21 protein-coding genes and 1 pseudogene are annotated in these 23,852 nt (G+C 70.4%); 8 read left to right on the top strand and 14 right to left on the bottom strand.

Annotated features, from left to right (window positions below; genetic code table 11):
• Positions 1–23: 23 nt before the first annotated feature.
• Positions 24–1,133: an alpha/beta hydrolase gene (locus OG444_RS21655; protein ID WP_327263740.1), complete on the bottom strand. Its 1,110-nt coding sequence runs from the start codon at positions 1,131–1,133 to the stop codon at positions 24–26.
• Positions 1,134–1,285: 152 nt separating this feature from the next.
• Here OG444_RS21655 and OG444_RS21650 point away from each other — a divergent pair, with 152 nt between their 5' ends.
• The 6 genes from OG444_RS21650 to OG444_RS21625 all read left to right on the top strand — a co-directional run bounded on the left by OG444_RS21650 (position 1,286) and on the right by OG444_RS21625 (position 6,276).
• The gene (locus OG444_RS21650) at positions 1,286–3,133 is read left to right on the top strand and encodes a phosphatidylglycerol lysyltransferase domain-containing protein (RefSeq protein WP_327263739.1); all 1,848 of its coding nucleotides are present in this window, start codon (positions 1,286–1,288) and stop codon (positions 3,131–3,133) included.
• A 172-nt stretch (positions 3,134–3,305) separates the two neighbouring features.
• Positions 3,306–4,178 carry a dihydropteroate synthase gene (folP, locus tag OG444_RS21645; RefSeq protein WP_327263738.1) on the top strand — a complete coding sequence of 291 codons (873 nt, stop codon included), beginning with the start codon at positions 3,306–3,308 and terminating at the stop codon, positions 4,176–4,178.
• A 25-nt stretch (positions 4,179–4,203) separates the two neighbouring features.
• Complete coding sequence (locus OG444_RS21640; RefSeq protein ID WP_327263737.1) at positions 4,204–4,647, top strand: nuclear transport factor 2 family protein; 444 nt, start codon at positions 4,204–4,206, stop codon at positions 4,645–4,647.
• A 129-nt stretch (positions 4,648–4,776) separates the two neighbouring features.
• Positions 4,777–5,136 carry a dihydroneopterin aldolase gene (folB, locus tag OG444_RS21635; protein ID WP_030010912.1) on the top strand — a complete coding sequence of 120 codons (360 nt, stop codon included), beginning with the start codon at positions 4,777–4,779 and terminating at the stop codon, positions 5,134–5,136.
• Positions 5,133–5,741 carry a 2-amino-4-hydroxy-6-hydroxymethyldihydropteridine diphosphokinase gene (folK, locus tag OG444_RS21630; RefSeq protein WP_327263736.1) on the top strand — a complete coding sequence of 203 codons (609 nt, stop codon included), beginning with the start codon at positions 5,133–5,135 and terminating at the stop codon, positions 5,739–5,741. Before folB ends, folK begins: the two co-directional genes overlap by 4 nt.
• 49 nt (positions 5,742–5,790) lie before the next feature.
• Positions 5,791–6,276 (top strand): DUF3180 domain-containing protein, encoded by a 486-nt coding sequence (locus tag OG444_RS21625; protein WP_327263735.1) that lies wholly within the window; start codon positions 5,791–5,793, stop codon positions 6,274–6,276.
• A gap of 471 nt (positions 6,277–6,747) precedes the next feature.
• Here the strand turns inward: OG444_RS21625 and folE are convergent, their stop codons facing one another.
• From folE to dacB, 6 genes are all read right to left on the bottom strand, one after another.
• A complete protein-coding gene (gene folE, locus OG444_RS21620; protein ID WP_327263734.1) occupies positions 6,748–7,356 on the bottom strand; it encodes a GTP cyclohydrolase I FolE in 609 nt (202 codons plus the stop codon).
• A 125-nt stretch (positions 7,357–7,481) separates the two neighbouring features.
• Positions 7,482–9,506 carry an ATP-dependent zinc metalloprotease FtsH gene (gene ftsH, locus OG444_RS21615; RefSeq protein ID WP_327263733.1) on the bottom strand — a complete coding sequence of 675 codons (2,025 nt, stop codon included), beginning with the start codon at positions 9,504–9,506 and terminating at the stop codon, positions 7,482–7,484.
• Positions 9,507–9,717: 211 nt separating this feature from the next.
• The gene (gene hpt, locus OG444_RS21610; RefSeq protein ID WP_030228417.1) at positions 9,718–10,278 is read right to left on the bottom strand and encodes a hypoxanthine phosphoribosyltransferase; all 561 of its coding nucleotides are present in this window, start codon (positions 10,276–10,278) and stop codon (positions 9,718–9,720) included.
• Positions 10,279–10,343: 65 nt separating this feature from the next.
• On the bottom strand, positions 10,344–11,381 hold the full coding sequence (gene tilS, locus OG444_RS21605) for a tRNA lysidine(34) synthetase TilS (RefSeq protein ID WP_327263732.1): 1,038 nt from the start codon (positions 11,379–11,381) through the stop codon (positions 10,344–10,346).
• Positions 11,382–11,605: 224 nt separating this feature from the next.
• Entirely contained in the window at positions 11,606–12,748 is a 1,143-nt protein-coding gene (locus OG444_RS21600; protein WP_327263731.1) for a zinc-dependent metalloprotease, read from the bottom strand.
• A 38-nt stretch (positions 12,749–12,786) separates the two neighbouring features.
• Positions 12,787–14,241: a D-alanyl-D-alanine carboxypeptidase/D-alanyl-D-alanine endopeptidase gene (gene dacB / locus OG444_RS21595; protein WP_327263730.1), complete on the bottom strand. Its 1,455-nt coding sequence runs from the start codon at positions 14,239–14,241 to the stop codon at positions 12,787–12,789.
• Positions 14,242–14,409: 168 nt separating this feature from the next.
• Between dacB and OG444_RS21590 the strand changes: the two genes are divergently transcribed.
• Together OG444_RS21590 and OG444_RS21585 are read left to right on the top strand one after the other, a co-directional pair.
• The gene (locus OG444_RS21590; protein ID WP_008742522.1) at positions 14,410–14,904 is read left to right on the top strand and encodes an inorganic diphosphatase; all 495 of its coding nucleotides are present in this window, start codon (positions 14,410–14,412) and stop codon (positions 14,902–14,904) included.
• A gap of 182 nt (positions 14,905–15,086) precedes the next feature.
• Positions 15,087–16,727 (top strand): threonine/serine ThrE exporter family protein, encoded by a 1,641-nt coding sequence (locus OG444_RS21585; protein ID WP_327263729.1) that lies wholly within the window; start codon positions 15,087–15,089, stop codon positions 16,725–16,727.
• A 162-nt stretch (positions 16,728–16,889) separates the two neighbouring features.
• On the opposite strand, the gene OG444_RS21580 is transcribed toward OG444_RS21585, so the two are convergent.
• The 7 genes and pseudogenes from OG444_RS21580 to mrdA all read right to left on the bottom strand — a co-directional run.
• Positions 16,890–17,600, bottom strand: coding sequence for a VTT domain-containing protein (locus OG444_RS21580; RefSeq protein WP_327263728.1), 711 nt, complete (start codon positions 17,598–17,600; stop codon positions 16,890–16,892).
• A gap of 120 nt (positions 17,601–17,720) precedes the next feature.
• On the bottom strand, positions 17,721–18,479 hold the full coding sequence (locus OG444_RS21575) for a MerR family transcriptional regulator (RefSeq protein WP_327263727.1): 759 nt from the start codon (positions 18,477–18,479) through the stop codon (positions 17,721–17,723).
• 77 nt (positions 18,480–18,556) lie between these two features.
• Entirely contained in the window at positions 18,557–19,438 is an 882-nt protein-coding gene (locus OG444_RS21570) for an ABC transporter permease (RefSeq protein ID WP_442810587.1), read from the bottom strand.
• Positions 19,435–20,370: an ATP-binding cassette domain-containing protein gene (locus tag OG444_RS21565; RefSeq protein ID WP_327263726.1), complete on the bottom strand. Its 936-nt coding sequence runs from the start codon at positions 20,368–20,370 to the stop codon at positions 19,435–19,437. Before OG444_RS21565 ends, OG444_RS21570 begins: the two co-directional genes overlap by 4 nt.
• Before the next feature lie 77 nt (positions 20,371–20,447).
• Positions 20,448–21,077, bottom strand: coding sequence for a PadR family transcriptional regulator (locus OG444_RS21560; RefSeq protein ID WP_327263725.1), 630 nt, complete (start codon positions 21,075–21,077; stop codon positions 20,448–20,450).
• A 23-nt stretch (positions 21,078–21,100) separates the two neighbouring features.
• A complete protein-coding gene (locus OG444_RS21555; RefSeq protein WP_327263724.1) occupies positions 21,101–21,613 on the bottom strand; it encodes a DinB family protein in 513 nt (170 codons plus the stop codon).
• Between the two features lie 119 nt (positions 21,614–21,732).
• Positions 21,733–23,802 (bottom strand): annotated as a pseudogene (gene mrdA / locus OG444_RS21550) (penicillin-binding protein 2); the annotation flags it as partial.
• Positions 23,803–23,852: the final 50 nt, after the last annotated feature.

Raw genomic sequence — 23,852 nt, 5'->3', positions numbered from 1 at the left:
GGCGCGGGGCGGTGCGGGGCGGGTCAGGCCTCGATGCGGCCGCTCATCCACGTCAGCATCGGCGGGATCTCCCGTCGCCACGTGTTGAAGTTGTGGCCACCGCTGTCGAGGATGATGGAGGAGACCCGGTCCGGGCTCTGCACCTTCTTGATGAACTTCTTGGTGTCGGAGAGGTTCGGCTCGCCCTTCTCGCTGCTGGTCACGAGGAAGGACGTACCGCTCGGCTTCTTGTTCTCGATGCTGTGCAGCACGTCCGCACGCTTCTTCAGCTTCGCGTCCCCGTGGAACAGGTCACCGGTCGTCGGGTCGTCCGGCGCGTCGTAGTACGCGGACAGACCGGCGGCCGCGCCGAAGGTCTCCGGGTAGTGCGCGGCGATCTTCAGAGCGCAGTAACCGCCCGTGGAGTTGCCGATGAAGCCCATGTTCTGCGGCTTCTTGCCGACCCGGAAGGTGTCCGTGATGGCCTGCGGGAGGTCCTCGCCGAAGAAGGTCTCGGTCTGCGGGCCACCGGGTATATCGACGCACTCGGTGTCGCGCGGAGGCGCGATCGTCGGCCGCAGCATGACCAGGATCATCGGCTTCATCTTGCCGGCCTTGGACAGGCTGAACGCCTTCATCGGGTAGTCGAGCCCTTTGATCAGGTTCTCGGCGGTGCCCGGGTAGCCGGTCAGGACGATGGACGCGGGGAAGTTACGGTCCTTGTGCTGCGGCTGGAAGTACTCCGGCGGGAGCCAGACGTAGCCGGGACTCGTTATCTTCGACTTCTGCCCGGTTATGGCAACCTTCAGGATCTGACCACCGACCTGGGGCTTGGCGCCGCCGGGTACGTCCAGCTTCTGCTTGTCGACGACCTTGATGTCCTTGCTGCTCATCGAGTGGTCGACGACCTTGCCCATGGACGTCTCCTTGCCGAGCAGGTCGGCCCAGGAACCGTAGAAGAGGAACGACTTGTTGGCCGCGAGCCCCACAGCCGAGAACAGCGCCAGCTGGGTCGCCAGCAGGAGCCCGACACGGCCGGCGAACGCGCGCCAGGTGCGGTTCGAGAGCTTCGGCCAGAACCAGACCGTGGCCGCGAACAGCAGCACACCGGCGAGGATGGCCAGCGCCAGAACCGTATTACTGGTGAGACCCATGAGCAGTAAGTCGACTTTCTGGTGGCAGGACTGTTTTTTTCCGGCGAAAGAGTGAACCCGCTCCTCGTCAATGTCGTCCTAAGGGACGCACCACACACCGGAGGCTGTCGCGGCCTTCGGCCACAAGATCTCTCGCGGAGCAACGGGAAGCGATGTCTAGCAGGATAGATGGCGATAAGTCGGGACAGGTTCCGAGCAGGGCCCGCCGAATCCTCCGAGGTCCACAGCCGGAGGCGGTGCCCGGCCTGGTAGGTACGGCCGTCATGATCGTCGGCCTTCTGGACATCGCGGCAGGGGTGTTCCCGCGTTTCCGGCACAGCCGGATCCACGCGGTCGCCGAAGTGCTGCCGGTGTTCGGCCCCTTCGCAGCCGCCCTCGCCATCAGCGCGGGCGTACTGCTCCTGCTGCTCGCGCACGGCCTCAAGCGCCGCAAGCGCCGGGCCTGGCGGGCTGCGGTGGTGCTGCTGCCGGCCGGTGCCGCGGCGCAGTTCCTCTACCGGCACTCGATCCCCGGCGTGATCATCGCTGCGGTGCTCTTCGCGCTGCTGCTGCGCCACCAGGGTGAATTCAAGGCGCTGCCCGACCCGCGCAGCCGCTGGAAGGCGCTCGCCAACTTCGTACTGATGAGCGCCGGCTCCATCGGGCTCGGCCTGCTCATCGTCAACGTGCACCCGAACCGGGTCATCGGCAACCCGGGCCTGTACGAGCAGCTCCAGCACGTTGTCGTCGGCCTCTTCGGCTTCGAGGGCCCCGTCAACTACGCGGGCCAGGTGTCCTGGACCGTCGGCTACTCGCTCGGCGCGCTCGGCATGCTGACCGCCCTCACCACCATGTACCTGGCCTTCCGCCCCGAGCACCCCGCCGCCCGGCTCACCGCCGACGACGAGGACAAGCTGCGCGAGCTGCTCGCCAAGCACGGCGGCCGCGACTCGCTGGGCCACTTCGCGCTCCGCCGCGACAAGGCCGTCGTCTTCTCCCCCAGCGGCAAGGCCGCCGTCACCTACCGCGTCGTGTCCGGCGTGATGCTCGCCTCCGGCGACCCCATCGGCGACGTCGAGGCCTGGCCCGGCGCCATCGAGCGGTTCATGGAGGAGGCCAAGGCCCACTCCTGGACCCCGGCCGTCGTGGGCTGCAGCGAGACGGGCGGCGAGGTCTGGACCCGCGAGACCGGTCTCGACGCGCTGGAGCTGGGTGACGAGGCGATTGTCGATGTCAAAGACTTCTCCCTCGCGGGCCGTCCCATGCGGAATGTCCGCCAGATGGTGAAGCGCATCGAGCGCAACGGCTACACCACCCAGGTCCGCCGGGTCAGCGAGCTGACCGAGGAGGAACTGGAGCGGGTCCGCGGCGCGGCCGAGGCCTGGCGCGGCACCGACACCGAGCGCGGCTTCTCGATGGCCCTGGGCCGGGTCGGCGAAGAGGGCGACGGCGACTGCTTCATCGCCACCGCCCACCGCGTGGAGGAGGGCGACACCAGCCCGTACGGCGACCTGAAGGCCGTCCTGCACTTCGTCCCGTGGGGCACCGACGGCATGTCGCTGGAGCTGATGCGCCGCGACCGCGCCGCCGACCCCGGCATGAACGAGCTGCTGATCGTCGCCTCCCTGCAGGCCGCCCCCGACCTGAAGATCGAGAAGGTCTCGCTGAACTTCGCGATGTTCCGCGCAGCCCTCGCCCGCGGCGAGAAGATCGGCGCCGGCCCGGTCCTGCGGATGTGGCGCAACTTGCTGGTCTTCCTCTCTCGCTGGTTCCAGATCGAATCGCTCTACAAGTTCAACGAGAAGTTCCGCCCCCGCTGGGAGCCGCGCTTCATGGTCTACCGCAACAGCCGCGACCTGCCCCGCATCGGCTTCGCCGTGATGCAGGCGGAGGGCTTCGTCACCGTGGCCCTGCCCCGACTCTTCGCCAGCCGCCGCCGGCCCAAGCCGGTCCGCACCTGCACGCACACCCACATGACGTCCGTGCCCAAGCAGCAGGAGCGCGAGGTCCAGGCCGCGTAAGTCCGGGCCGGGCGGGTACACGCCCGGCAGCCCGGCACAACGGAGCCCGGCTCCCGGTGTCCCCGGGCCGCCGGGCTTCCGCTCTTGCGGGGCGTCCGCCCCGCGGCAGGGCCCCGGCGGCCTCCAGGCGCCGGGGCCCTGCCGTATCCAGGTCACGCCTACCCTTGGACCCATGAACACGAAGCGCGGAGCCACCGGCAGGGGCCGGGTCGCAGGTCTGCCGGACTGGGACCGCTGCGGCGTCATGGGCGTGGTCAACGTCACCCCCGACTCCTTCTCCGACGGCGGCCGCTGGTTCGACACCACCGCCGCGGTCAAGCGCGGCCTCGACCTCGTCGAGCACGGCGCCGACCTCGTCGACGTCGGCGGCGAGTCCACCCGCCCCGGAGCCTCCCGCGTCGACGAGGAGGAGGAGCTGCGCCGGGTCGTCCCCGTGGTCCGGGGCCTCGCCTCCGAGGGCGTCACCGTCTCCGTGGACACCATGCGCGCGGCCGTCGCCGCCCGGGCCGTCGAGGCCGGCGCGATGCTGGTCAACGACGTCAGCGGCGGCCTGGCCGACCCCGGGATGATCCCGGCCGTCGCCGCCGCCGAGGTGCCCTTCGTCGTGATGCACTGGCGCGGCTTCAGCGCCGGCATGAACAGCCTCGCCGTCTACGAGGACGTGGTCGCCGAGGTCACCGCCGAGCTGCGGGCCCGGATCGACGCGGTCGTGGCCGGCGGGATCGCCCCCGAGCGGCTCCTCGTCGACCCCGGTCTCGGCTTCGCCAAGAACGCCGAGCACGACCTGGCCCTGGTCGCGCACCTGCCCGAGCTGCGCGCGCTGGGCTTCCCGCTGCTGGTCGCCGCGTCGCGGAAGCGTTTCCTCGGCCGGGTCCTGGCCGGCGCGTCCGACGCCGCCCCGCCACCCGCCCGCGAGCGGGACGCCGCCACGGCCGCCGTCTCCGCGATCGCCGCCCACCAGGGCGCCTGGGCCGTACGCGTCCACGAGGTACGGGCGACCGCGGACGCCGTACGGGTTGCCCGGGCCGTCGAAGGGGCACTCTGATCGTCACCCACCGACAAGGAGCACCGTGAGCAGAACCGACATCGAGGCGGTCGAAGAGGTCAACACGGCCTTCTACGAGGCTATGGAGCGGGGGGACTTCGACTCACTGTCGGCGCTCTGGCTGGAGGACGAGATCTCCTGCGTCCACCCCGGCTGGCCGGTGCTCTCGGGCCGCGGCGAGGTCCTGCGCTCGTACGCGCTCATCATGTCGCACACCGACTACATCCAGTTCTTCCTCACCGACACCAAGGTGGCCGTCATAGGCGACACCGCACTGGTCACGTGCACGGAGAACATCCTCAGCGGCGGGCCCGCCGAGGACGGCGGAGAACTCGGCCCGCTGGTCGGTCAGCTGGTCGTCGCCACGAATGTGTTCCGACGCACATCCGAGGGCTGGCGACTGTGGTCCCACCACGGTTCTCCCGTCCTCACGGAGTCCGACGACGACGAGGACGAGGACCCCTCCTGACCCCTCCGGCGGGATCCGGAGTATTTCGCAGGTAAATTCGAAGACGGACGACGCCGACCGCACTCGGCGCAGCCATGGCCCCGGGGAGCCCCGGGACCGGAAGCACCAAGGAAAGCAGGAGTGATTCGCGTGGATCGTGTCGCGCTGCGCGGCCTCAAGGCTCGCGGGCACCACGGCGTCTTCCCCCGGGAGCGCGAGGAAGGCCAGACCTTCATCGTCGACCTCGTGCTGCACCTCGACACCCGCCCCGCTGCGGCCGGAGACGACCTGGCGAAGACCGTGCACTACGGGGTCGTCGCCGAGGAGGTCGTCGACGTGGTCCAGGGTGAGCCGGTCGACCTGATCGAGACCCTGGCCGAGCGGATCGCCCAGCAGTGCCTCAAGCACGAAGCGGTGGCGCAGGTGGAGGTCGTCGTCCACAAGCCGGACGCGCCCATCACCGTCCCCTTCGACGACGTGACCATCACGATCACCCGGAGCCGCGCATGAACAACGGACTGAACGCACCGAGCGACCCCACCGTCCAGCCGGTACCCGCCTCCGTCGTCGAGGCGGTCGACGCGGCGGACGTCACCCTGTCCAACCCCAAATGGGCCGTGATCGCGCTCGGAGCGAACCTCGGCAACCGGCTGGAGACCCTGCAGGGCGCCATCGACGCCCTCGGCGACACCCCCGGCATGCGGGTCAAGGCCGTCTCCCCCGTCTACGAGACCGAGCCGTGGGGCGTCGAGCCCGGCTCGCAGCCCTCGTACCTCAACGCGGTCCTCGCCGTGAAGACCACCCTGCCGCCGTCCTCGCTCCTGGAGCGCGCGCACGCCGTCGAGGAGGCGTTCGACCGCGTCCGCGAGGAGCGCTGGGGTCCGCGCACCATCGACGTGGACATCGTCGCGTACGCCGACCGGGTCTCCGACGACCCGGTCCTCACCCTGCCGCACCCGCGAGCCCACCAGCGCGCCTTCGTGCTGGCCCCGTGGCACGACATCGACCCGGAGGCCCGGATCCCCGGCCGCGGGGCGGTCGCCGAGCTGCTGGCCGAAATCGGTCTGGTCGGTGTCGCCTCGCGTCCCGACCTGGAACTCCACCTCCCCGAGTAGTCGTTAGTAGCCTGTTCACGGCTACTCGCTGAAAGTGGGGAACGGGCAAGTGAAGCAACTGAGGCCGGCGGTCCTGGCAGGCATCTTCGTGGTCGCCGGGGTCCTGTCCTGGGCGGGCGCGCGCCTGTGGAACGCCTACGGCACCCTGCCGGGCGTTCCACTGGCCGCACCGATCGTCCTGGGCATCATCGCTGCGATTCTGCTGGCCACTGCCCTGTCCATGCGCTCCCGCCTCAAGGCCCAGCGCGAGCGCCGGCCCGGCGCCAAGGGCGTGGAGCCGCTGATGGCGGCCCGCGCGGTGGTCTTCGGCCAGGCCAGTGCCCTGGTGGCGGCGCTGGTGGCGGGCATGTACGGCGGTGTGGGCGTCTTCCTGCTGACCGACGCCCTGGACGTCCCCGCCCGCCGCGACCAGGCCTGGTACGCCGGCTTCTCGGTCCTGGCGGGCGTGGCGGTCATCGCCGCGGCCCTCTTCCTGGAGCACGTCCTCAAGCTCCCGGAGGACGACGAAACCCCGGAGGCCCCGGCCCGCGCCTAGGCCGTCTCTTTCGGATCTTGCCGGGCCCGCGTCGTCCGGCACCGCACCTCGCCGCGTTGTCGGAGCACCGCAGTACGTCCAGTACAACGGCGCTCCTCCGCCTTGCGATGCACGGCACCGGACGACGCGGGCCCGACCGACAAGATCCGAAAGAGACGACCTAGGCCGCCCCTTCGGCTCACGCCTCCGTCAGGAGTCCGCAGAAGCTGATCGGGACCCACCGCGAAGGTCGCATGATCCGTCGTCACCTCGACCAGTGAGCGGGTCCTGTCCACTCGTACGGCGCTGACCTCGGTCCGTTCGGTCCGGCCTCTCTTCAGCGTCCATGAGCGGTCTACCGGGCGGGCATCACAGGCCCGGATCCGCCCGCCCACGGCGTTCACCGTCTGCCTGCCGGCTACGCCCCAACGCTTCGGTCCCCCTCCGTGACATCACGGAGGGGGACCGAAGCGGACAGCACGGACAATCCGGCTAGCGCGCCATGATCAGACTCATCGCCTCGGCCCGAGTGGCCGTGGCACGGAGCTGGCCGCGGACCGCCGAGGTGATGGTCTTCGCGCCCGGCTTGCGGACCCCGCGCATGGTCATGCACATGTGCTCGCACTCGATGACCACGATGACCCCTCGCGGGTCCAGGATCTCCATCAGGGAGTCGGCTATCTGCGTGGTCAGCCGCTCCTGCACCTGGGGGCGGCGGGCGAACACGTCCACGAGGCGGGCCAGCTTCGACAGGCCGGTAATCTTGCCGTCCGTGGACGGGATGTAGCCGACGTGCGCGACACCGTGGAAGGGCACCAGATGGTGCTCACAGGAACTCATGACTTCGATGTCCTTCACCAGGACCATCTCGTCGTGACCGAGGTCGAACGTGGTCGTCAGGACCTCTTCGGGCGTCTGGTACAGGCCGGCGAATATCTCCCTGTACGCCCGCGCCACACGCGCCGGGGTCTCCAGAAGGCCCTCGCGGTCCGGGTCCTCGCCGACCGCGATCAGGAGCTCACGAATCGCCGCCTCGGCACGCTTCTCGTCGAACTCGCCGATCGTGCCCTCATCGCCGGTCAGGGTCACTGGGTCGGTCATTTCTTTCCTCGTTCCTGTGTGCACAGCGCTCGCGGCCACCCAAGTATGACCAGATGAAAGTGCCGCGCCCCCCAGGCTAGAACCTGGGGGGCGCGGCTTCCATTCCGGGTGGACGGGCTCGCGGACTAGTCCGTGAGCTCCTCCGGCGAGGCCTCGGGGGCCTTCTCCACCGACACGGCCGACGCGGCCGACGTGCCGTTCGCCGAGTTCGTCAGCTGGAGCTCCTTGGGAGAGAGCACCGGCGGACGGGTGGAGGGGGTGCGGCGGGAGGAGCCGGTCCACGCGGGACGGGCGGGACGCTTCACGATCGTGGAGAAGATCTCGGCGATCTGCTCCTTGTTCAGCGTTTCCTTCTCCAGCAGCGCGAGAACCAGGTTGTCGAGGACGTCACGGTTCTCGACCAGGATCTCCCAGGCCTCGTTGTGCGCGGTCTCGATGAGCTTCTTGACCTCTTCGTCGACCAGCGCCGCGACCTCTTCCGAGTAGTCCCGCGGGTGCGACATCTCGCGGCCCAGGAACGGCTCGGTGTTGTCGCCGCCGAACTTGATCGCACCGAGACGCTCGGTCATGCCGTACTGCGTGACCATGGCCCGCGCCGTGGCGGTGGCCTTCTCGATGTCGTTCGCCGCGCCGGTGGTCGGGTCGTGGAAGACCAGCTCCTCGGCCGCGCGCCCGCCCAGCATGTACGCCAGCTGGTCGAGCATCTCGTTGCGCGTGGTCGAGTACTTGTCCTCGTCGGGCAGGACCATGGTGTAACCCAAGGCCCGGCCGCGGGACAGGATCGTGATCTTGTGGACCGGGTCGGAGTTCGGGGAGGCCGCCGCGACCAGGGCGTGTCCGCCCTCGTGGTACGCGGTGATCTTCTTTTCCCGGTCCGACATGATCCGGGTCCGCTTCTGCGGGCCCGCCACGACGCGGTCGATCGCCTCGTCCAGCGAGTGGTTGTCGATCAGCTTCTTGTCCGAGCGGGCCGTGAGCAGCGCGGCCTCGTTCAGGACGTTGGAGAGATCGGCACCGGTGAAGCCGGGCGTGCGACGGGCGACGGCGCCCAGGTCGACGTCCGGGGCGACCGGCTTGCCCTTCTGGTGGACCTTGAGGATCTCCAGACGGCCCTGCATGTCCGGCCGGTCGACCGCGATCTGCCGGTCGAAGCGGCCCGGGCGCAGCAGCGCCGGGTCGAGGATGTCCGGGCGGTTCGTGGCGGCGATCAGGATGACGCCGCCCTTCACGTCGAAGCCGTCCATCTCGACCAGCAGCTGGTTGAGGGTCTGCTCGCGCTCGTCGTGACCGCCGCCGAGACCCGCACCGCGGTGCCGGCCGACGGCGTCGATCTCGTCGACGAAGACGATCGCCGGGGCGTTGGCCTTGGCCTGCTCGAACAGGTCGCGGACACGCGAGGCACCGACACCGACGAACATCTCGACGAAGTCGGATCCGGAGATCGAGTAGAAGGGAACACCGGCCTCGCCCGCGACGGCGCGCGCGAGCAGGGTCTTGCCGGTGCCGGGCGGGCCGTACAGCAGCACACCCTTGGGGATCTTGGCGCCGACGGCCTGGAACTTCGCCGGCTCCTGGAGGAACTCCTTGATCTCGTGGAGTTCCTCGACGGCCTCGTCCGAACCCGCGACATCGGCGAACGTCGTCTTCGGGGTGTCCTTGGTGATGAGCTTGGCCTTGGACTTCCCGAAGTTCATGACCCGGGAGCCGCCGCCCTGCATCTGGTTCATCAGGAACAGGAAGACCAGGACGATGAGGACGAAGGGCAGGAGCGAGAGCAGCACGCTCAGGAACGGGCTGGTCTTGTCCGGCGTGACGGAGTACCCGTCCGGGATCTGACCGGCGTCGTACTTGGTCTGGAGGCTCTGGGCGAGCTGGACGCCCTGATCCCCGATGTAGTTGGCCTGGAACTTGGTGCCGTCGTGCTTGCCGAGCTTCTGGCCTTCGCTCAGCTCAATCTTGATCATCTGGCTGTCGCCGGTGGTCAGCTTGGCTGTCTCCACCTGGCCAGTGTTGATCGCCTTGATGACCTCGCTGGTGTCCACCGACTTGTAGCCGCCGCCGGAGCCGACGACATTCATCAACACGACCACGGCGAGGACGGCCAGCACGATCCACATGACCGGCCCACGGAAGTATCGCTTCACGTCCATCCATACGGGGCGCCAGGCACCCCGTCCCTCCTGCCCGTAGGTAAATGCTGCTGTGTGAGTAAAGACTGTTCTTCGGAATGTACCCCTGAATTGTCACCCGCGGCCCGTGGGACGGGTGACAGACCCGCCTTCCCCCTGCTCCAACGGCGGGAATCGCCCCCAGGTTCCCCGGAGTCTCCGGCGATTCCTGGGGGCGGGGGCGGGGGCGGGATCAGCCGCCGTAGACGTGCGGGGCGAGCGTGCCGACGAACGGCAGGTTGCGGTACTTCTCCGCGTAGTCGAGGCCGTAGCCCACGACGAACTCGTTGGGGATGTCGAAGCCGACCCACTTCACGTCGATCGCGACCTTCGCCGCCTCGGGCTTGCGCAGCAGCGTGACGACCTCCAGGGAGGCCGGCTGGCGGGAGCCCAGGTTCGACAGCAGCCAGGACAGCGTCAGGCCCGAGTCGATGATGTCCTCGACGATCAGGACGTGCTTGTCCTTGATGTCGGTGTCCAGGTCCTTGAGGATCCGCACCACGCCGGAGGACTGGGTCCCGGCGCCGTACGAGGACACCGCCATCCAGTCCATGGTGAGCGGGGTGGACAAGGCACGCGCCAGGTCCGCCATCACCATCACGGCGCCCTTGAGCACACCGACGATGAGCAGGTCCTTGCCCGCGTACTCCGCGTCGATCTTCGCGGCCAGCTCGGCCAGCTTCGCGTCGATCTCTTCCTTGGTGATGAGCACCGACTGGAGGTCGCTGCCCATGTCCTTCTCGTCCACCCGCATCACTTTCGTTGTCGGCCGGGGCTCCGGGGGCGACCCCGGAGGACTCAGCCGTGTTTCAGCACCAATCAGCCCTGCCGGATGACAAGTCTGCCACCCTGCCGCTGGGCCTCGACCCGGCCGGGCAGGTTGATGGCGCCCTGACCCCGCCATCCGGTGATGAGGCGGTCGACTTCTTCGATGTGGCGGGCGAAGAGGGAGCCCGCGGGGGACCCGGCCGCGACCACGGCCCTGCGCAGCACGCGGCGGCGGACGGCCGGGGGCAGGGCGTAGAGCTTGGCGCACTCCAGGCGCCCGTCCGCGTCGCGTACGCCGCCCTCCGCCTCGGCGGCCCAGGCGTCCAGGGCGTCGGCGTCGTCCCGGGAGAGCTGCGCAGTGCGGGCGAGTGCCTCGACGACACCCTTGCCGAGCGCCTTCTCGAGGGCGGGCAGTCCCTCGTGGCGCAGCCGGGAGCGGGTGTAGGCGGGGTCGATGTTGTGCGGGTCGTCCCAGACGGGGAGGGACTGGACCATGCAGGCCTTGCGGGCGGTCTGCCGGTCGACCTGGAGGAAGGGGCGGCGGTAGCGGTTGGTGCGCCCCGCGGTGCCGCCGGAGACCTCGGGCATGCCGGAGAGCGAGCGGATGCCGGAGCCGCGGGCCAGGCCCAGCAGGACGGTTTCGGCTTGATCGTCGCGGGTGTGGCCGAGCAGCACCGCGACCGCGCCGAGCCGGTCCGCGGCCTCGTCCAGGGCCCCGTAGCGGGCGTCGCGGGCGGCGGCCTCGGGTCCGCCGTCGCGGCCGACGCGCACGGCGACGGACTCCACCGGGTCGAGGCGGAGTGCGGTCATGCGGGTGACGACCTCGGCGGCGCGCAGGTCGGAGCCGGGCTGGAGGCCGTGGTCGACGGTGATGCCGCCGGCCCTCAGTCCGAGTTTGGGGGCCTCGAAGGCCAGCGCGGAGGCGAGCGCCATGGAGTCGGCGCCGCCGGAGCAGGCGACGAGGACGAGCGGGAGGGGCCCCCCGACGGCGCGGCGGTGGGCGGGACTGTCGGTGAGGTCGGTGAGGACGTCGTGGAGTACGCGGCGGACCGCCAGGCGTATCGCCGCGACCGCAGGATGGGGACCCATGTCCGGTGCCCTTCGATGGAGTTCGGATGCCTCGGAGGCGTTGGGGTGGTGTGCTGGGGTGGTGCTGCCCGGCTGCCCCCGCGGAACGGGAGGATGTCACTCAGAGTGCGTCGATGGTGACAGAGCCGAGCCGTTCCCCGAGCATCGCACGCCCTTCCACGCCCCACGGTCCCTCGGACGGGTGACGCTGCTTCCCCCAGTGAGACATGTTTACGCCCCCTGTGTCACTCCGCTTCGCTCTGTTCGCTCCCCTTGCTGTGCACGCGGGCCACCCAGTCGGCGGGCCTGTCGATCTCGGCCTTGGTCGGCAGCGTGTTCGGTGAGGTCCACACGCGGTTGAAGCCGTCCATGCCGACCTGGCCGACGACGGCGCGCACGAAGCGCTCGCCGTCGCGGTACTGGCGCAGCTTGGCGTCGAGGCCCAGCAGCTTGCGCAGGACGGCGTCGAGCCGGCCGGCTCCGCTGGCCCTGCGCTGCTGGAACTTCTCGCGGATCTCGGCGACCGAGGGCACCACCTGGGGGCCCACGCCGTCCATGACGAAGTCGGCGTGGCCCTCCAGCAGGGACATGACGGCGGTGAGCCGGGCCAGGATCTCGCGCTGCTCGGGGGTCTGCACGAGCTCCACGAGGGAGCGCCCCTCGTCTCCGCGCTCGGCGTCCGGGCGGGCGCCGGCGAAGGACTGGGCGGCCTCGCGGAGGCGTTCCAGGACGGTCGTGGGGTCCACTTCGGTGGCGCCGAGGAACGTCTGGATTTCGCCTTCGAGGTGGGCGCGCAGCCACGGGACGGCCGTGAACTGTGTACGGTGCGTCTCCTCGTGCAGGCAGACCCACAGCCGGAAGTCGTGCGGGTGCACCTCCAGCTCGCGCTCGACGTGCACGATGTTGGGCGCGACGAGCAGCAGCCGGCCGCCGGCGGCGGAGGCCGGCAGGTCCCGGGAGACGGGCGCGAAGGTCTCGTACTGGCCGAGGACGCGGGAGGCCAGGAAGCTCAGCAGCATGCCCAGCTCGACGCCGGTGACCTTGCCGCCCACGGACCCGAGGACGGCTCCGCCGGGGGCACCCGCGCGGCGCTCCTGCATCTTGCCCAGGAGCGGCTGGAGCAGCTCGCGGAATCCGGCGACGTTGGCCTTGACCCAGCCGGCCCTGTCGACGACCAGGACGGGCGTGTCGGGGACCGAGGCCCCCTCCGGGATCATCCGGGTGAACTCGCGCACGTGCCGTTCCGAGGTCCTGGCGTGCCTGCGCAGCTCCGCCACGACGGCTCGCGCCTCGTCCCGGGTGACCTCCGGGCCGGGTCGTACCAGTCGGGTCGCGGTCGCCACCGCGAGGTTCCAGTCGACCATCTCCGCACCACTGATGCTCGTCATGCGTCAACCGTACGTGGACCGGCCCTCCGGCGGACCCCCTACGAAGCGGTCGCGACGGCGGCGGCCAGCTTGTCGAGCGCCTTCTCGGCGCCTTCGGGTCCTGGGCTGTTGGCTGTCAGGAAGGCGAAGGCGAGGAGCCGGCCGGAGGAGTCGACGACGGTGCCGGAGAGGGAGTTGACCCCGGTGAGGGTGCCGGTCTTGGCCCGGACCAGGCCGGCGGCCGGTGAGCTGCCTGAGTTGCGGGCCTTGAGGGTTCCGGTGAATCCGGCGACGGGCAGCCCGGTGAGGACCGGCCGCAGCTCCGGGTGCCGGGGGTCGGCGGCCTTGACGAGGAGCCCGGTCAGCAGGCTCGCGCTGACCTTGTCGGCGCGGTTCAGGCCGCTGCCGTCGGCGAAGCGGGAGCCGGCCACCTCGACGCCGAGGGCGGTGAGGCGGTCGGTGACGGCCTTCTCGGCGCCCTCGAAGCTGGCGGGCCGGCCGGAGGCGAGGGCGGTCTGCCGGGCGAGGGACTCGGCGATGTCGTTGTCGCTGCTGGTCAGCATCCGCTCCACGAGCCCGGCCACCGGGGTGGAGAGGGTGACGGCCAGCGGCTGGACGCCGACGGCGGCCTTGGCCCGGACGGGCTGGCCGGTGACCTTGATGCCCCGCTCCTCCAGCAGGGTGCGGAAGGCCCGGGCGGCGTCCCCGGAGGGGTCCTCGCTGCGCTCCACGGGCCCGGAGACGGGCTCTCCGCCGGGGCGGCCCTCGTCGGCCGTCAGGGCGGTCACGGTGGCGAGGTTGGGGTTGACGCCGATCGGGTGGCGGGCGGGGCCGCTGTAGAGGCTGTCGTCGTAGGCCAGGGTCACGGTGTCGGTGCCGGCGGCCTTGAGGGCCTGTGCGGTGTCGGCGGCGAGGGCGACGAGGCTGCCGCCGGATCCGGCGGGGCTCTTCTTCTTCGCGGTGAGTGAGGGGTCGCCGCCGCCGACCAGGACGATCTGTCCGGGGGCGGTGCCGGGCGCGACGGTGGTCCTGATCCGGTGCTCGGGGCCGAGGGCGGCCAGCACGGCCGCGGCGGTGACGATCTTGACGGTGGAGGCGGGGGTCATCGCGTCGCGCGCCCCTGACTCGTAGAGGACCTGCCCGGTGGTGGTGTCGACGACGGACGCGGTACGGACGGTGCCGAGCGCGGGATCGGCGAGCAGCGGCTTCAGGGCGGCGGCCAGGCCCCCGGCGGAGGCGGGCGCGGCGGGGGCGGCGCTCTGCCCGCGCACGGCGCCGGGGCCGATCGCGCCGAGCACCCCGGGGGCGCTGGGCGCGGCCTGCGGGAGGTCCCCGGAGCCGGTGGCGCCACCGTGATCTGCGCCACCCGTACGGCCCCAGGAGGCGGCTCTGTCCCGCTCGGCCTTACGCTGGCCGGAGTCCCAGGGACCGGCGGCGGACACCGCTGCCACCGACAGGGCCAGGCCGGCGACGGCCGACCCTGCGATGAGCTGCCACGTCTTGTCCAATGGCACCTCGGACCAGCCCCTTTCGCGATCACACATATGCGTGAGGGACACTTAACCACTGCGTCTTGCCGCGAGCATGGCACCCCACCCGGCTGGGGGAGGCCGGGCCGGACGTGCACGCAGTTGAACCAATGCAGTCCCGAAGCAATGCAGCTGATCATGGAGGAGCAGGACGTGGAGTTCGACGTCACCATCGAGATCCCCAAGGGTTCGCGGAACAAGTACGAGGTGGACCACGAGACCGGCCGGATCCGTCTGGACCGTCGCCTCTTCACCTCGACCAGCTACCCGGCCGACTACGGCTTCGTCGAGAACACCCTCGGCGAGGACGGCGACCCGCTGGACGCGCTGGTCATCCTTGACGAGCCGACCTTCCCGGGCTGCCTGATCAAGTGCCGCGCCATCGGCATGTTCCGCATGACGGACGAGGCGGGCGGCGACGACAAGCTGCTCTGCGTGCCGGCCTCCGACCCGCGTGTCGAGCACCTGCGCGACATCCACCACGTCTCCGAGTTCGACCGCCTGGAGATCCAGCACTTCTTCGAGGTCTACAAGGACCTGGAGCCGGGCAAGTCCGTCGAGGGCGCGAACTGGGTCGGCCGCACCGAGGCCGAGGCCGAGATCGAGGCCTCGTACAAGCGCCTGGAGGCGCAGGGCGGCCACCACTGAGCTCGCGCTCGGCGGTGACGGGCCGGGGCACTGCCCCGCGCCCCTCGTGACATGGCGGGCGGTATCCCTTCGGGGGTGCCGCCCGTCGTCGCGTTCGCGGGCGGATGAGGCCCGGCTGGGTATGCGGTGGGAGGAAACGATTCCGCATACTGATACCCGGGTGATCACGGACTGGAGGACGCGTGGCGGAGGCCGAGGGGGCAGAGGACAGGAAGCCCCAGTCCGACGAGGCGCACAGCGCGTTCACGGCGCCGCCCGGGATGGAGCCGGAGCCTCTGGAGGAGGACCAGCCCACCTCGGAATTCGCTCTCCCGGCGGGTACCGGTCCGGTGCCGCCCGAGCCCGAGGGGTCGGCCTTCGCCGCCCCGGCCACCTACCGGGCGGCGAACTCCCCGACCGCCTACACCCCCGGCCAGGGCTTCCCCGTCGCGCAGATGAAGGAATCGCCCTGGCAGGACCGGATGCGCACGATGCTGCGCATGCCGGTCGACGTCCGGCCCGTGCCGGATCTGGTCCAGCGGCAGAGCGAGACCGGCCCCGCCGTGGGCCGCGTGCTCGACCTGACCCTGCGCATCGGCGAGCTGCTGCTCGCGGGCGGTGAGGGCGCCGAGGACGTGGAGGCCGCGATGTTCGCGGTGGCCCGTTCCTACGGGCTGGACCGCTGCGAGCCGACCGTCACCTTCACCATGCTGTCGATCACCCACCACCCCTCGCTGGTGGGCGACCCGGTCTCGGCCAGCCGGACCGTGCGCCGCCGCGGCACCGACTACAACCGGCTCGCGGCCGTGTTCCGGCTCGTGGACGACATCAGCGCGCACGAGATCGACGTCTCGCTGGAGGAGGCCTACCGGCGCCTCGCCGAGATCCGCCGCAACCGGCACCCCTACCCCGGCTGGATGCTCACGGCCTCCGCCGGCCTGCTCGCCGGTGCCGCCTCCACGCTGGTCGGCGGCGGGGTCCTCGTCTTCTTCGCCGCCGCGATCGGCGCGGTCCTCGGCGACCGCCTGGCCTGGCTGTGCGCCGGGCGCGGGCTGCCCGAGTTCTACCAGTTCGTGGTCGCCGCGATGCCGCCCGCCGCCATCGGGGTGGCGCTGAACATGACGGGGATCGACGTCAAGGCCTCCGCCGTGATCACCGGTGGGCTGTTCGCGCTGCTGCCGGGACGGGCTGTGGTCGCGGCCGTGCAGGACGGCCTGACCGGCTACTACATCACCGCGTCGGCCCGGCTGCTGGAGGTCATGTACCTCTTCATCGGCATCATCATGGGCGTGCTGGTCGTGCTCTACGTGGGCCTGCAGTTCGACGCCTCGCCGCGGCCGGAGGAGGTCCTGCAGATCCAGCAGCGGCCGCTGATCCAGATCGCCGCCTCGATGGTGCTGGTGTTCACCTTCGCGATCCTGCTCCAGCAGGAACGCTCCACCGTGTGGATCGTGACGCTGAACGGCGCGGTCGCCTGGGTCACCTTCGGGGCCCTGCACTACGCGGGGGGCATCCCGCCCGTACCGTCCACGGCCATCGCGGCCGGGCTGGTGGGCCTCTTCGGGCAGCTCTTCTCCCGCTACCGCTTCGCCTCCGCCCTGCCGTACGTCACGGCCGCCATCGGACCGCTGCTGCCCGGCTCGGCGGTGTACTACGGGCTGCTGCTCATCGCCGAGAACCGGCTGAACGAGGGCTTGGGCTCGCTGGTGAACGCCGCGGCCATCGCGCTGGCCATCGCGATCGGGGTCAACCTCGGGTCGGAGACCTCGCGGCTGTTCATGCGCATCCCGGGGGCCGCGAGCGCCGCCAAGCGCCGCGCCGCGAAGCGGACCCGCGGCTTCTGACCGTACGGACGCCCGTACGGCGGTCAGCGGTCGGCCGTACGGGCCCCGTAGAGGGCCGCGCAGGGGTGCACGTACGCCCCGGGGCCCTCTACGGGGCTCCGGGGCGTCACGGTCGTACGGGCGGCGCCGCGGGGCGGTGGGCCCGCTCGGCGCTCCGGCGGTTCAGCGCTTGGCGTGGCGGCCGCGCGCGCCCGGGGCCTGGGGGCCCGAACCGTCGGCGGCGGGCGCCGCGGCCGCCTCGGCGCCGGCGTTCGCCTTGTTCTCCTTGCGGGCCTTGAGGACCTCGAAGACCACCGGGATGACCGACACCAGGACGATGCCGACCAGGATCGGCTCGACGTTCGTCTTGATGAACTCGATCTGTCCGAGCCAGTAGCCGGCGATCGTGACGCCCGCGCCCCAGCCGATGCCACCGATGATGTTGTACGTCAGGAAGGTGCGGTACTTCATCGAGCCGGCGCCCGCGACCATCGGGGCGAAGGTGCGGATGATCGGGACGAAGCGGGCGAGCACGATGGCCTTCGGGCCGTGCCGGTCCATGAACTCGTGCGCCTTGTCCAGGTTCTCCCGCTTGAAGAGCTTGGAGTTCGGCCGGTTGAAGAGCTTCGGGCCGAAGAACTTGCCGATCATGTAGCCGACCTGGTCACCGATGATCGCGGCGGCCACGATCAGGGTGCAGACCAGCCACAGCGGCTGCTTGATGTACTGCCCGTCCGCGACCAGCAGGCCCGCCGTGAAGAGCAGCGAGTCGCCGGGGAGGAACGCGAAGAGTCCCGACTCGGCGAAGACGATGACCAGGATGCCGATCAGACCGAAGTGCGAGATCAGATAGTCCGGGGACAGCCACTCAGGGCCGAGGGCAAGCGTATACACGGTTTCCGGGCTCTCCTGGATCGGGGGGCGTACTGCGGAAGGAGCGGTTTCAATTATCAACGCACACGACCCCCGCCCGGTTCCAGGGACCGGAGGGGGTCGAATGCATGACGTCCGCGCCTACACCTTGCGCACCGCGTTGGCGATGATCGCGTCCCGCAGGAACACCGCCAGCCCCGGCCGGACGGCATCGTAGGTGGCCGTGAACCGCTCGTCCGCCACGTACATCTCGCCCAGGTTGGTATGCATTTCGTACGAGCAGGTGTAGCAGTTCCCGTCGATCCAGCCGCGGTGCTCCTCGGCCAGGTCCATGGCCTCCGCCGACTCGGCGGAAGCGCCCGATTCCATCAGCGCGGCCAGGCGCCGGTTGATGTCGTCGGCCTCGGCCAGGATCCGCTTCCAGTCCTCCTTGGTGCAGGCCGCGGCCCGGCGCTGCGACTGCGCGTAGGCGTCGGTGCCGCCCCACCGCTGCTCGGCCTCCGCGGCGTACTGATCGGGATCGAAGTCCCCGAAGACCTCGAACTTCTCCTCCGGCGTCAGGTTGATGCCCATCTTCTTCGCCTCCATGGCATGCTCAACGGCCTCGGCCATCTGCTGGAGCCGGTCGATCCGGTCGATCAGCAGGGCATGCTGCCGGCGCAGATGCTCCCGCGGATCCGTTTCCGGGTCGTCCAGCAGGACCGCGACCTCGTCGAGGGGGAAGCCGAGCTCCCGGTAGAACAGGATCCGCTGCAGCCGGTCCAGGTCGGCGTCCTCGTACCGCCGGTGTCCTGCGTGGCTGCGGCCGCTCGGGGAGAGCAGACCGATCTCGTCGTAGTGGTGCAGCGTGCGCACCGTGACTCCGGCGAATCCGGCGACCTGGCCCACGGAGTGGCTCATCTCTTCCGCCCTCTGGTTGGGTACGCCCTTCACTGTGGTCCCTCACGTGGCGTGAGGTGCAAGCCCGCCCGCGACGGCTACCTGCCCAAACCGCGGAACCTGGCCACCGCCAGCGGGAAGAAGACCGCCAGCAGCAGGACCGGCCAGCCGACGGCGAGCAGCGCGGCATGGTCGCCGGCCCACGAGGACCCGGCCGCGGCGGGGTTGCCGAACAGGTCGCGGACCGCGGTCGCCGTCGCCGACATCGGGTTCCATTCCACCACCGTCCCCAGCCAGCCCGGCATCGACTCGGGCGTCGCGAAGGCGTTGGAGAGGAAGCCCACCGGCCACACCAGGATCTGCACCGCCTGCACCAGCTCCGGACGGCCCGCGACCATGCCGAGGCAGATGCCGATCCACAGCATCGCGAAGCGCAGCAGCAGGAGCAGCGCGAAGGCCAGCAGCGCGGCCGCCGGCGAGCCGTGCCAGCGCCAGCCCAGCAGCAGGCCGACGCCCGCGAGGACGGCCAGGCCCACCGCCGACTGGAGCATGTCCGCCGCGCTGCGGCCCACGAGCACCGCGGCGGAGGACATCGGCATGGCGCGGAAGCGGTCGATCACCCCCTTGCCCAGGTCCTGGGTGACGGCGGTCATCGTCGCCTCCAGCCCGAAGGCCATGGTCAGCGCGAGCATCCCGGGGACGAGGAACTCGACGTACTCGCCGTCGATGCCGCGCCCGCCGCCGATCAGGAAGCCGAACATCAGCAGCATCATCACCGGGAAGACCAGGCCGACGACCATCTGGACGGGCTGGCGGGCCCAGTGCGCGAGCTCGCGCCGGGTCATCGTCCAGGAGTCCACGAGGACCCAGGGCACGCCCGGCCGCGCGCCCGCTCCCACGCCGTTGCCGTTGCCGTTGCCGTTGCCGTTGCTCGCGATCTTCCGGGTGCTCGGGCCCGGACTCGTGCTCGTCGCGCTCACGCGGCCACCTCCGGTGCGTCCGTACGGTCGGTCAGGTGCAGGAAGACCTCGTCGAGCGTGGGGCGGCGGACGGCGAGGTCCAGCGCCTCGATGCCCGCCTCCTCCAGCGCGCGCAGGGTCAGCGCCAGGCCCGCCATCCGGTCCTCCACGGGGAAGCTCAGGGTCAGCGACTCCGGGTCCACGGACGGGTCCGGCAGCAGCTCCGCCGCCTGCGCGAGCCGTGCGGCGTCCCGCAGGACGACGACGATCCGGTCGGCCCCGACGAGGGACTTCAGCGCGTCGGCCGTGCCCTCGGCCGCCGTCCTCCCCCGGTCGATCAGCGTGATGCGGTCGGCCAGCTGGTCGGCCTCCTCCAGGTACTGCGTGGTCAGCAGGACCGTGGTGCCGCCGCCCACCAGGGAGCGGACCGCGCTCCACACCTCGTTGCGGCCGCGCGGGTCGAGCCCGGTGGTCGGCTCGTCGAGGAAGAGCACCTCCGGGTCGGTGATCAGGGATGCCGCGAGGTCGAGCCGGCGCCGCATGCCGCCGCTGTACTGCTTGACCGGCTTGCGGCCGGTGTCCGCGAGGCCGAAGCGGTCGAGCAGTTCGTCGGCCCGCAGCCCGGCGCGCCGCGCCCCGAGGTGGTTCAGGCGGCCGAACATCTCCAGGTTCTGCCGCCCGCCCAGTTCCTCGTCGAGCGCCGCGTGCTGGCCGAGCAGCCCGATCCGGGCGCGTACGGCCTGCGCCCGGGTGCGTACGTCGTGACCCGCCACCCGGACCACGCCCTCGTCGTGCCGCAGCAGGGTGCTCATGATGCGCACGGCCGTCGTCTTCCCGGCACCGTTGGGGCCGAGCACGGCGTGCACCGTCCCGGGCTTCACCTCCAGGTCGAGCCCGGCCAGTGCGGACTTGTCGCCGTACCGCTTGTGGACACCTTCGGCGAAGATCGCCAAAACCGCTCCTCTATTAGTCAAATTTGAGTAGCTGGATCGCCCAAGGTAATGCCCGCCCTTCGGCTAGTCAAACTTGATTACGCACCTTGTTGCGCGGCGTACGGATTCTCCTGGCCGTCCGCGAGGACCCCTACGAACGGATCCCCGCCCTCACCCGCGAAGGAGTACGCGCCCCCCTCGAGCCGGGCGATCAGCCCCCGGGTCCACTCCGCCTCGGCGTCCGCGGAGTGGACCCACATGTGCATGATCTCGCCGATGTGGCCCAGCGACTGCGGGCCGCCCTCCGGCGTGTAGTAGTCCGTCACCGACGACCGCCAGAGGGCCAGCTTCGCCATCCGCTCCCGGAGCAGCCCGAGGACCTCCGCCCGCGGCAGGTCGACCATGAAGCCGATCGCCGCCGACAGCACGTCCGTCTTCTGGTCGTACGACGCGAGGGCCTCGCGCAGCAGCCTGAAGTACTCCTCGCGGCCGGCGTCCGTCACCTCGTACTCCGTGCGCGGCGGCCCGCCCGCCACGCTCGGCGCCACCTCGTGGGCGTGCAGGACGCCCTGCTTCGCCATCTGCTTGAGCGCGTGGTAGATCGATCCGGGCTTGGTGTTCGACCACTCGTGGGCGCCCCAGTACTCCAGGTCGTTGCGTACCTGGTACCCGTGGGCCCGCCCGTGCTGGCGGACCGCACCGAGGACAAGAAGCCGGATCGCTGACATGGGGCCAGGCTACTCACCCGTGCTCACCCCATGGCGCGGGTCCCGTCCAGGGACTCCCGGACGATGTCCGCGTGGCCCGCGTGCCGGGCGAACTCCTCCACCAGGTGCAGGAGCATCCAGCGCATCGAGACCTTGGCCTCCTTGGGGAACCAGGGCGCCGGCGGGAGCGGGAAGGTGTCGTCCAGGCTCGGGACGGCCGCGACGAAGGCCGCCGTCTGCTCCGCGACCCCGTCCCAGAAGGCCAGCACCGACGGGATGGACTCGCCCTCGACCAGGCGGAATGCCTCGCCCCAGGTCTCCTGGGTGCGCTGCTTCTCGTTCGGCACCTGCTGGGCCAGGCGCAGCCAGTTCAGTTCGACCTCGGCCACGTGCTTGATCAGCCCGGACAGGGTGAGCTCGCTGACGCTCGGGCGGCTCGCGGCCTGCTCCTCGCTCAGCCCGAGGATCGATTCACGGATGGCCGTGCGCTGGGCCTCGACGAAGGCGAGAAGCGTGCCGCGCTCGTCGCCGGGGACCTCGGTGGAAATCTGAGCCATGACCGACCGCCTTCTGCGTGGAGTGTCCGTGCCGGGGTTCCTTCCCCCGACACGACACACGCTACGGACCCTTGCGGTCAGATCCTGTCCTCAATGCCCCTTCAGTTGGGGGCGGTTTCCCCGTCCGGACGGATCGCCGGGAGCGCGGTGGCGGGCTTGGGGAGCAGCGCCTTGGTCAGGTCCTGCTTGCCCGTCGGGTCGAGCCCGTACATCGCCTCGTAGATGTTGCGGACGGCCGGTCCCGAAGCGCCGGAGCCGGTGCCGCCCTGGGAGATGGTCATGACGATCGCGTAGTCCTCGGTGTACGAGGCGAACCACGAGGTCGTCTGCTTGCCCTGGACCTCGGCGGTACCCGTCTTGGCGTGCATGGGGATCTGCTTCTGCGGCCAGCCGCCGAAGCGCCAGGCCGCGCTGCCGTTGGTGGCCACGCCGGCGAGGGCCTCGTCGATGTTGTCGCGGGTCCTGGCGTCCATCGGGAGCTTGCCCGCCTCCTTCGGGGCGATCTCCTGGACCGAGGTGCCGTCGGCGCTGACGATCGCCTTGCCGATGCTGGGCTGGTGGATCGTGCCGCCGTTGGCGATGGCCGAGTAGACGGAGGCCATCTGGATCGGGGTGACGAGCGTGTCGCCCTGGCCGATCGAGTAGTTGATGGCGTCGCCCTCACGCAGCTGGTTGCCCTGCCGGCAGTTCTCGTAGGCGATCTTCTCGGCGAAGGAGCCGTTCTTCTTGCCGTCCCGGCACCAGGCGTCCCGGTTCGCGTCGAAGAAGTCCTGCTTCCACTTCCGGTCGGGTACCCGGCCGGGGACCTCGTTCGGCAGGTCGACGCCGGTGCGCCTGCCCAGCCCGAACTCGTGGGCGGTCTTGAGGAACCAGTCGTTCGGGTTCTTCTTCGGGTTGATGCCGCCGTCCTTCTTCCACTCCTGGTCCGCGATCGCGTAGTAGACGGTGTCGCAGGAGACCTCCAGGGCCCGGCCGATGGTGATGTCGCCGTGGCCCTGCGACTCGAAGTTCGTGAAGGTCTGGCTGCCCACCGAGTACGAGCTGGGGCAGGGGTAGCGGTTGTTGAACGGGTACCCGGCGTTGACCGCGGCGGTCGAGGTGACCACCTTGAAGATCGACCCCGGCGCCGCCTGGGCCTGGATGGCCCGGTTCAGCAGCGGGTAGTTCGACTCCTTGTCGGTCAGGCCCGCGTAGTCCTTGGCGGAGATGCCGCCCACCCACGCGTTGGGGTCGTAGGTCGGGTTCGACGCCATCGCCACGACCCGGCCGGTCCTGGTCTCCATCACCACGACGGAGCCCGAGTCGGCCTCGTAGTTGCGGCGGGTGTTCTTGTCGTAGACCTTGCGGGCGTCGATCATCGCGTTGTTCAGCTCGCGTTCGGCGACGGCCTGCACGCGGGAGTCGATCGAGGTCACGATGTTCGAGCCGGGCCGCGCCGGGTCGGTCTCGCCCTGCCCGATGACCCGGCCCAGGTTGTCCACCTCGTAGCGGGTGATGCCCGCCTTGCCGCGCAGCTCCTTGTCGTACGTGCGCTCCAGGCCGGAGCGGCCGACCTGGTCCGAGCGCAGGTACGGCGAGTCCGACTTCTTCGCCTTGGAGATCTCCTCGTCGGTGACCGGCGAGAGGTAGCCGAGCACCTGGGAGGTGTTGGCCTGGTCGGGGGCGGCGTAGCGGCGCAGGGCGGTCGCCTCGGCCGTGATGCCCGGGAAGTCCTCGGGGTGCTCGCGGATCTGCAGGGCCTGCTCGGTGGTCGCCTCGTCGCTGACCGGGATCGGCTGGTAGGGGGATCCGTTCCAACAGGGCTGCTTGGTCTTGGAGTCGCAGAGCCGGACCTTGTCGATGACCTCCTGGGCGTCCAGGCCGAGCACCCCGGCGAGCCGGGTCAGCACGGACTTGCCCTTGTCCTTCATGGTCAGCAGCTCGGTGCGGCTGGCGGAGACCACGAGGTGGGTCGCGTTGTCGGCGAGCGGAACCCCGCGCGAGTCCAGGATCGAGCCGCGCACGGCGGGCTGGACCACCTGCTGGACGTGGTTGTTCTTCGCCTCGTCCGTGTACTCCGACCCGTTGCGTATCTGGAGGTACCAGAGGCGCCCGCCCAGCGTGAGCAGCAGTGAGAAGACCACGATCTGGATGACGACGAGCCGGTTCTGGACCCGAGGGGTCCGGCCGGTCTCCGGTATGTTGCTCAACTCGATCTCCCCCGGGCGGCTGCCTACGCCCGGCCGAGTCTAGGGGGTGT

Source organism: Streptomyces sp. NBC_01232, assembly GCF_035989885.1.
GTDB lineage: Bacteria > Actinomycetota > Actinomycetes > Streptomycetales > Streptomycetaceae > Streptomyces.
The sequence above is the reverse complement of the archived record's forward strand: the minus strand, read 5'-3'. Positions and strand labels throughout refer to the sequence as shown.

Coding starts and splice junctions, on each gene's coding strand:
- OG444_RS21655 (WP_327263740.1), bottom strand. CDS start 1,133: ATGGGTCTCACCAGTAATACGGTTCTGGCGCTGGCCATCCTCGCCGGT.
- OG444_RS21650 (WP_327263739.1), top strand. CDS start 1,286: ATGTCTAGCAGGATAGATGGCGATAAGTCGGGACAGGTTCCGAGCAGG.
- folP (WP_327263738.1), top strand. CDS start 3,306: ATGAACACGAAGCGCGGAGCCACCGGCAGGGGCCGGGTCGCAGGTCTG.
- folK (WP_327263736.1), top strand. CDS start 5,133: ATGAACAACGGACTGAACGCACCGAGCGACCCCACCGTCCAGCCGGTA.
- folE (WP_327263734.1), bottom strand. CDS start 7,356: ATGACCGACCCAGTGACCCTGACCGGCGATGAGGGCACGATCGGCGAG.
- ftsH (WP_327263733.1), bottom strand. CDS start 9,506: ATGGACGTGAAGCGATACTTCCGTGGGCCGGTCATGTGGATCGTGCTG.
- hpt (WP_030228417.1), bottom strand. CDS start 10,278: ATGCGGGTGGACGAGAAGGACATGGGCAGCGACCTCCAGTCGGTGCTC.
- tilS (WP_327263732.1), bottom strand. CDS start 11,381: ATGGGTCCCCATCCTGCGGTCGCGGCGATACGCCTGGCGGTCCGCCGC.
- OG444_RS21600 (WP_327263731.1), bottom strand. CDS start 12,748: ATGACGAGCATCAGTGGTGCGGAGATGGTCGACTGGAACCTCGCGGTG.
- OG444_RS21575 (WP_327263727.1), bottom strand. CDS start 18,479: ATGAGCCACTCCGTGGGCCAGGTCGCCGGATTCGCCGGAGTCACGGTG.
- OG444_RS21560 (WP_327263725.1), bottom strand. CDS start 21,077: ATGTCAGCGATCCGGCTTCTTGTCCTCGGTGCGGTCCGCCAGCACGGG.
- OG444_RS21555 (WP_327263724.1), bottom strand. CDS start 21,613: ATGGCTCAGATTTCCACCGAGGTCCCCGGCGACGAGCGCGGCACGCTT.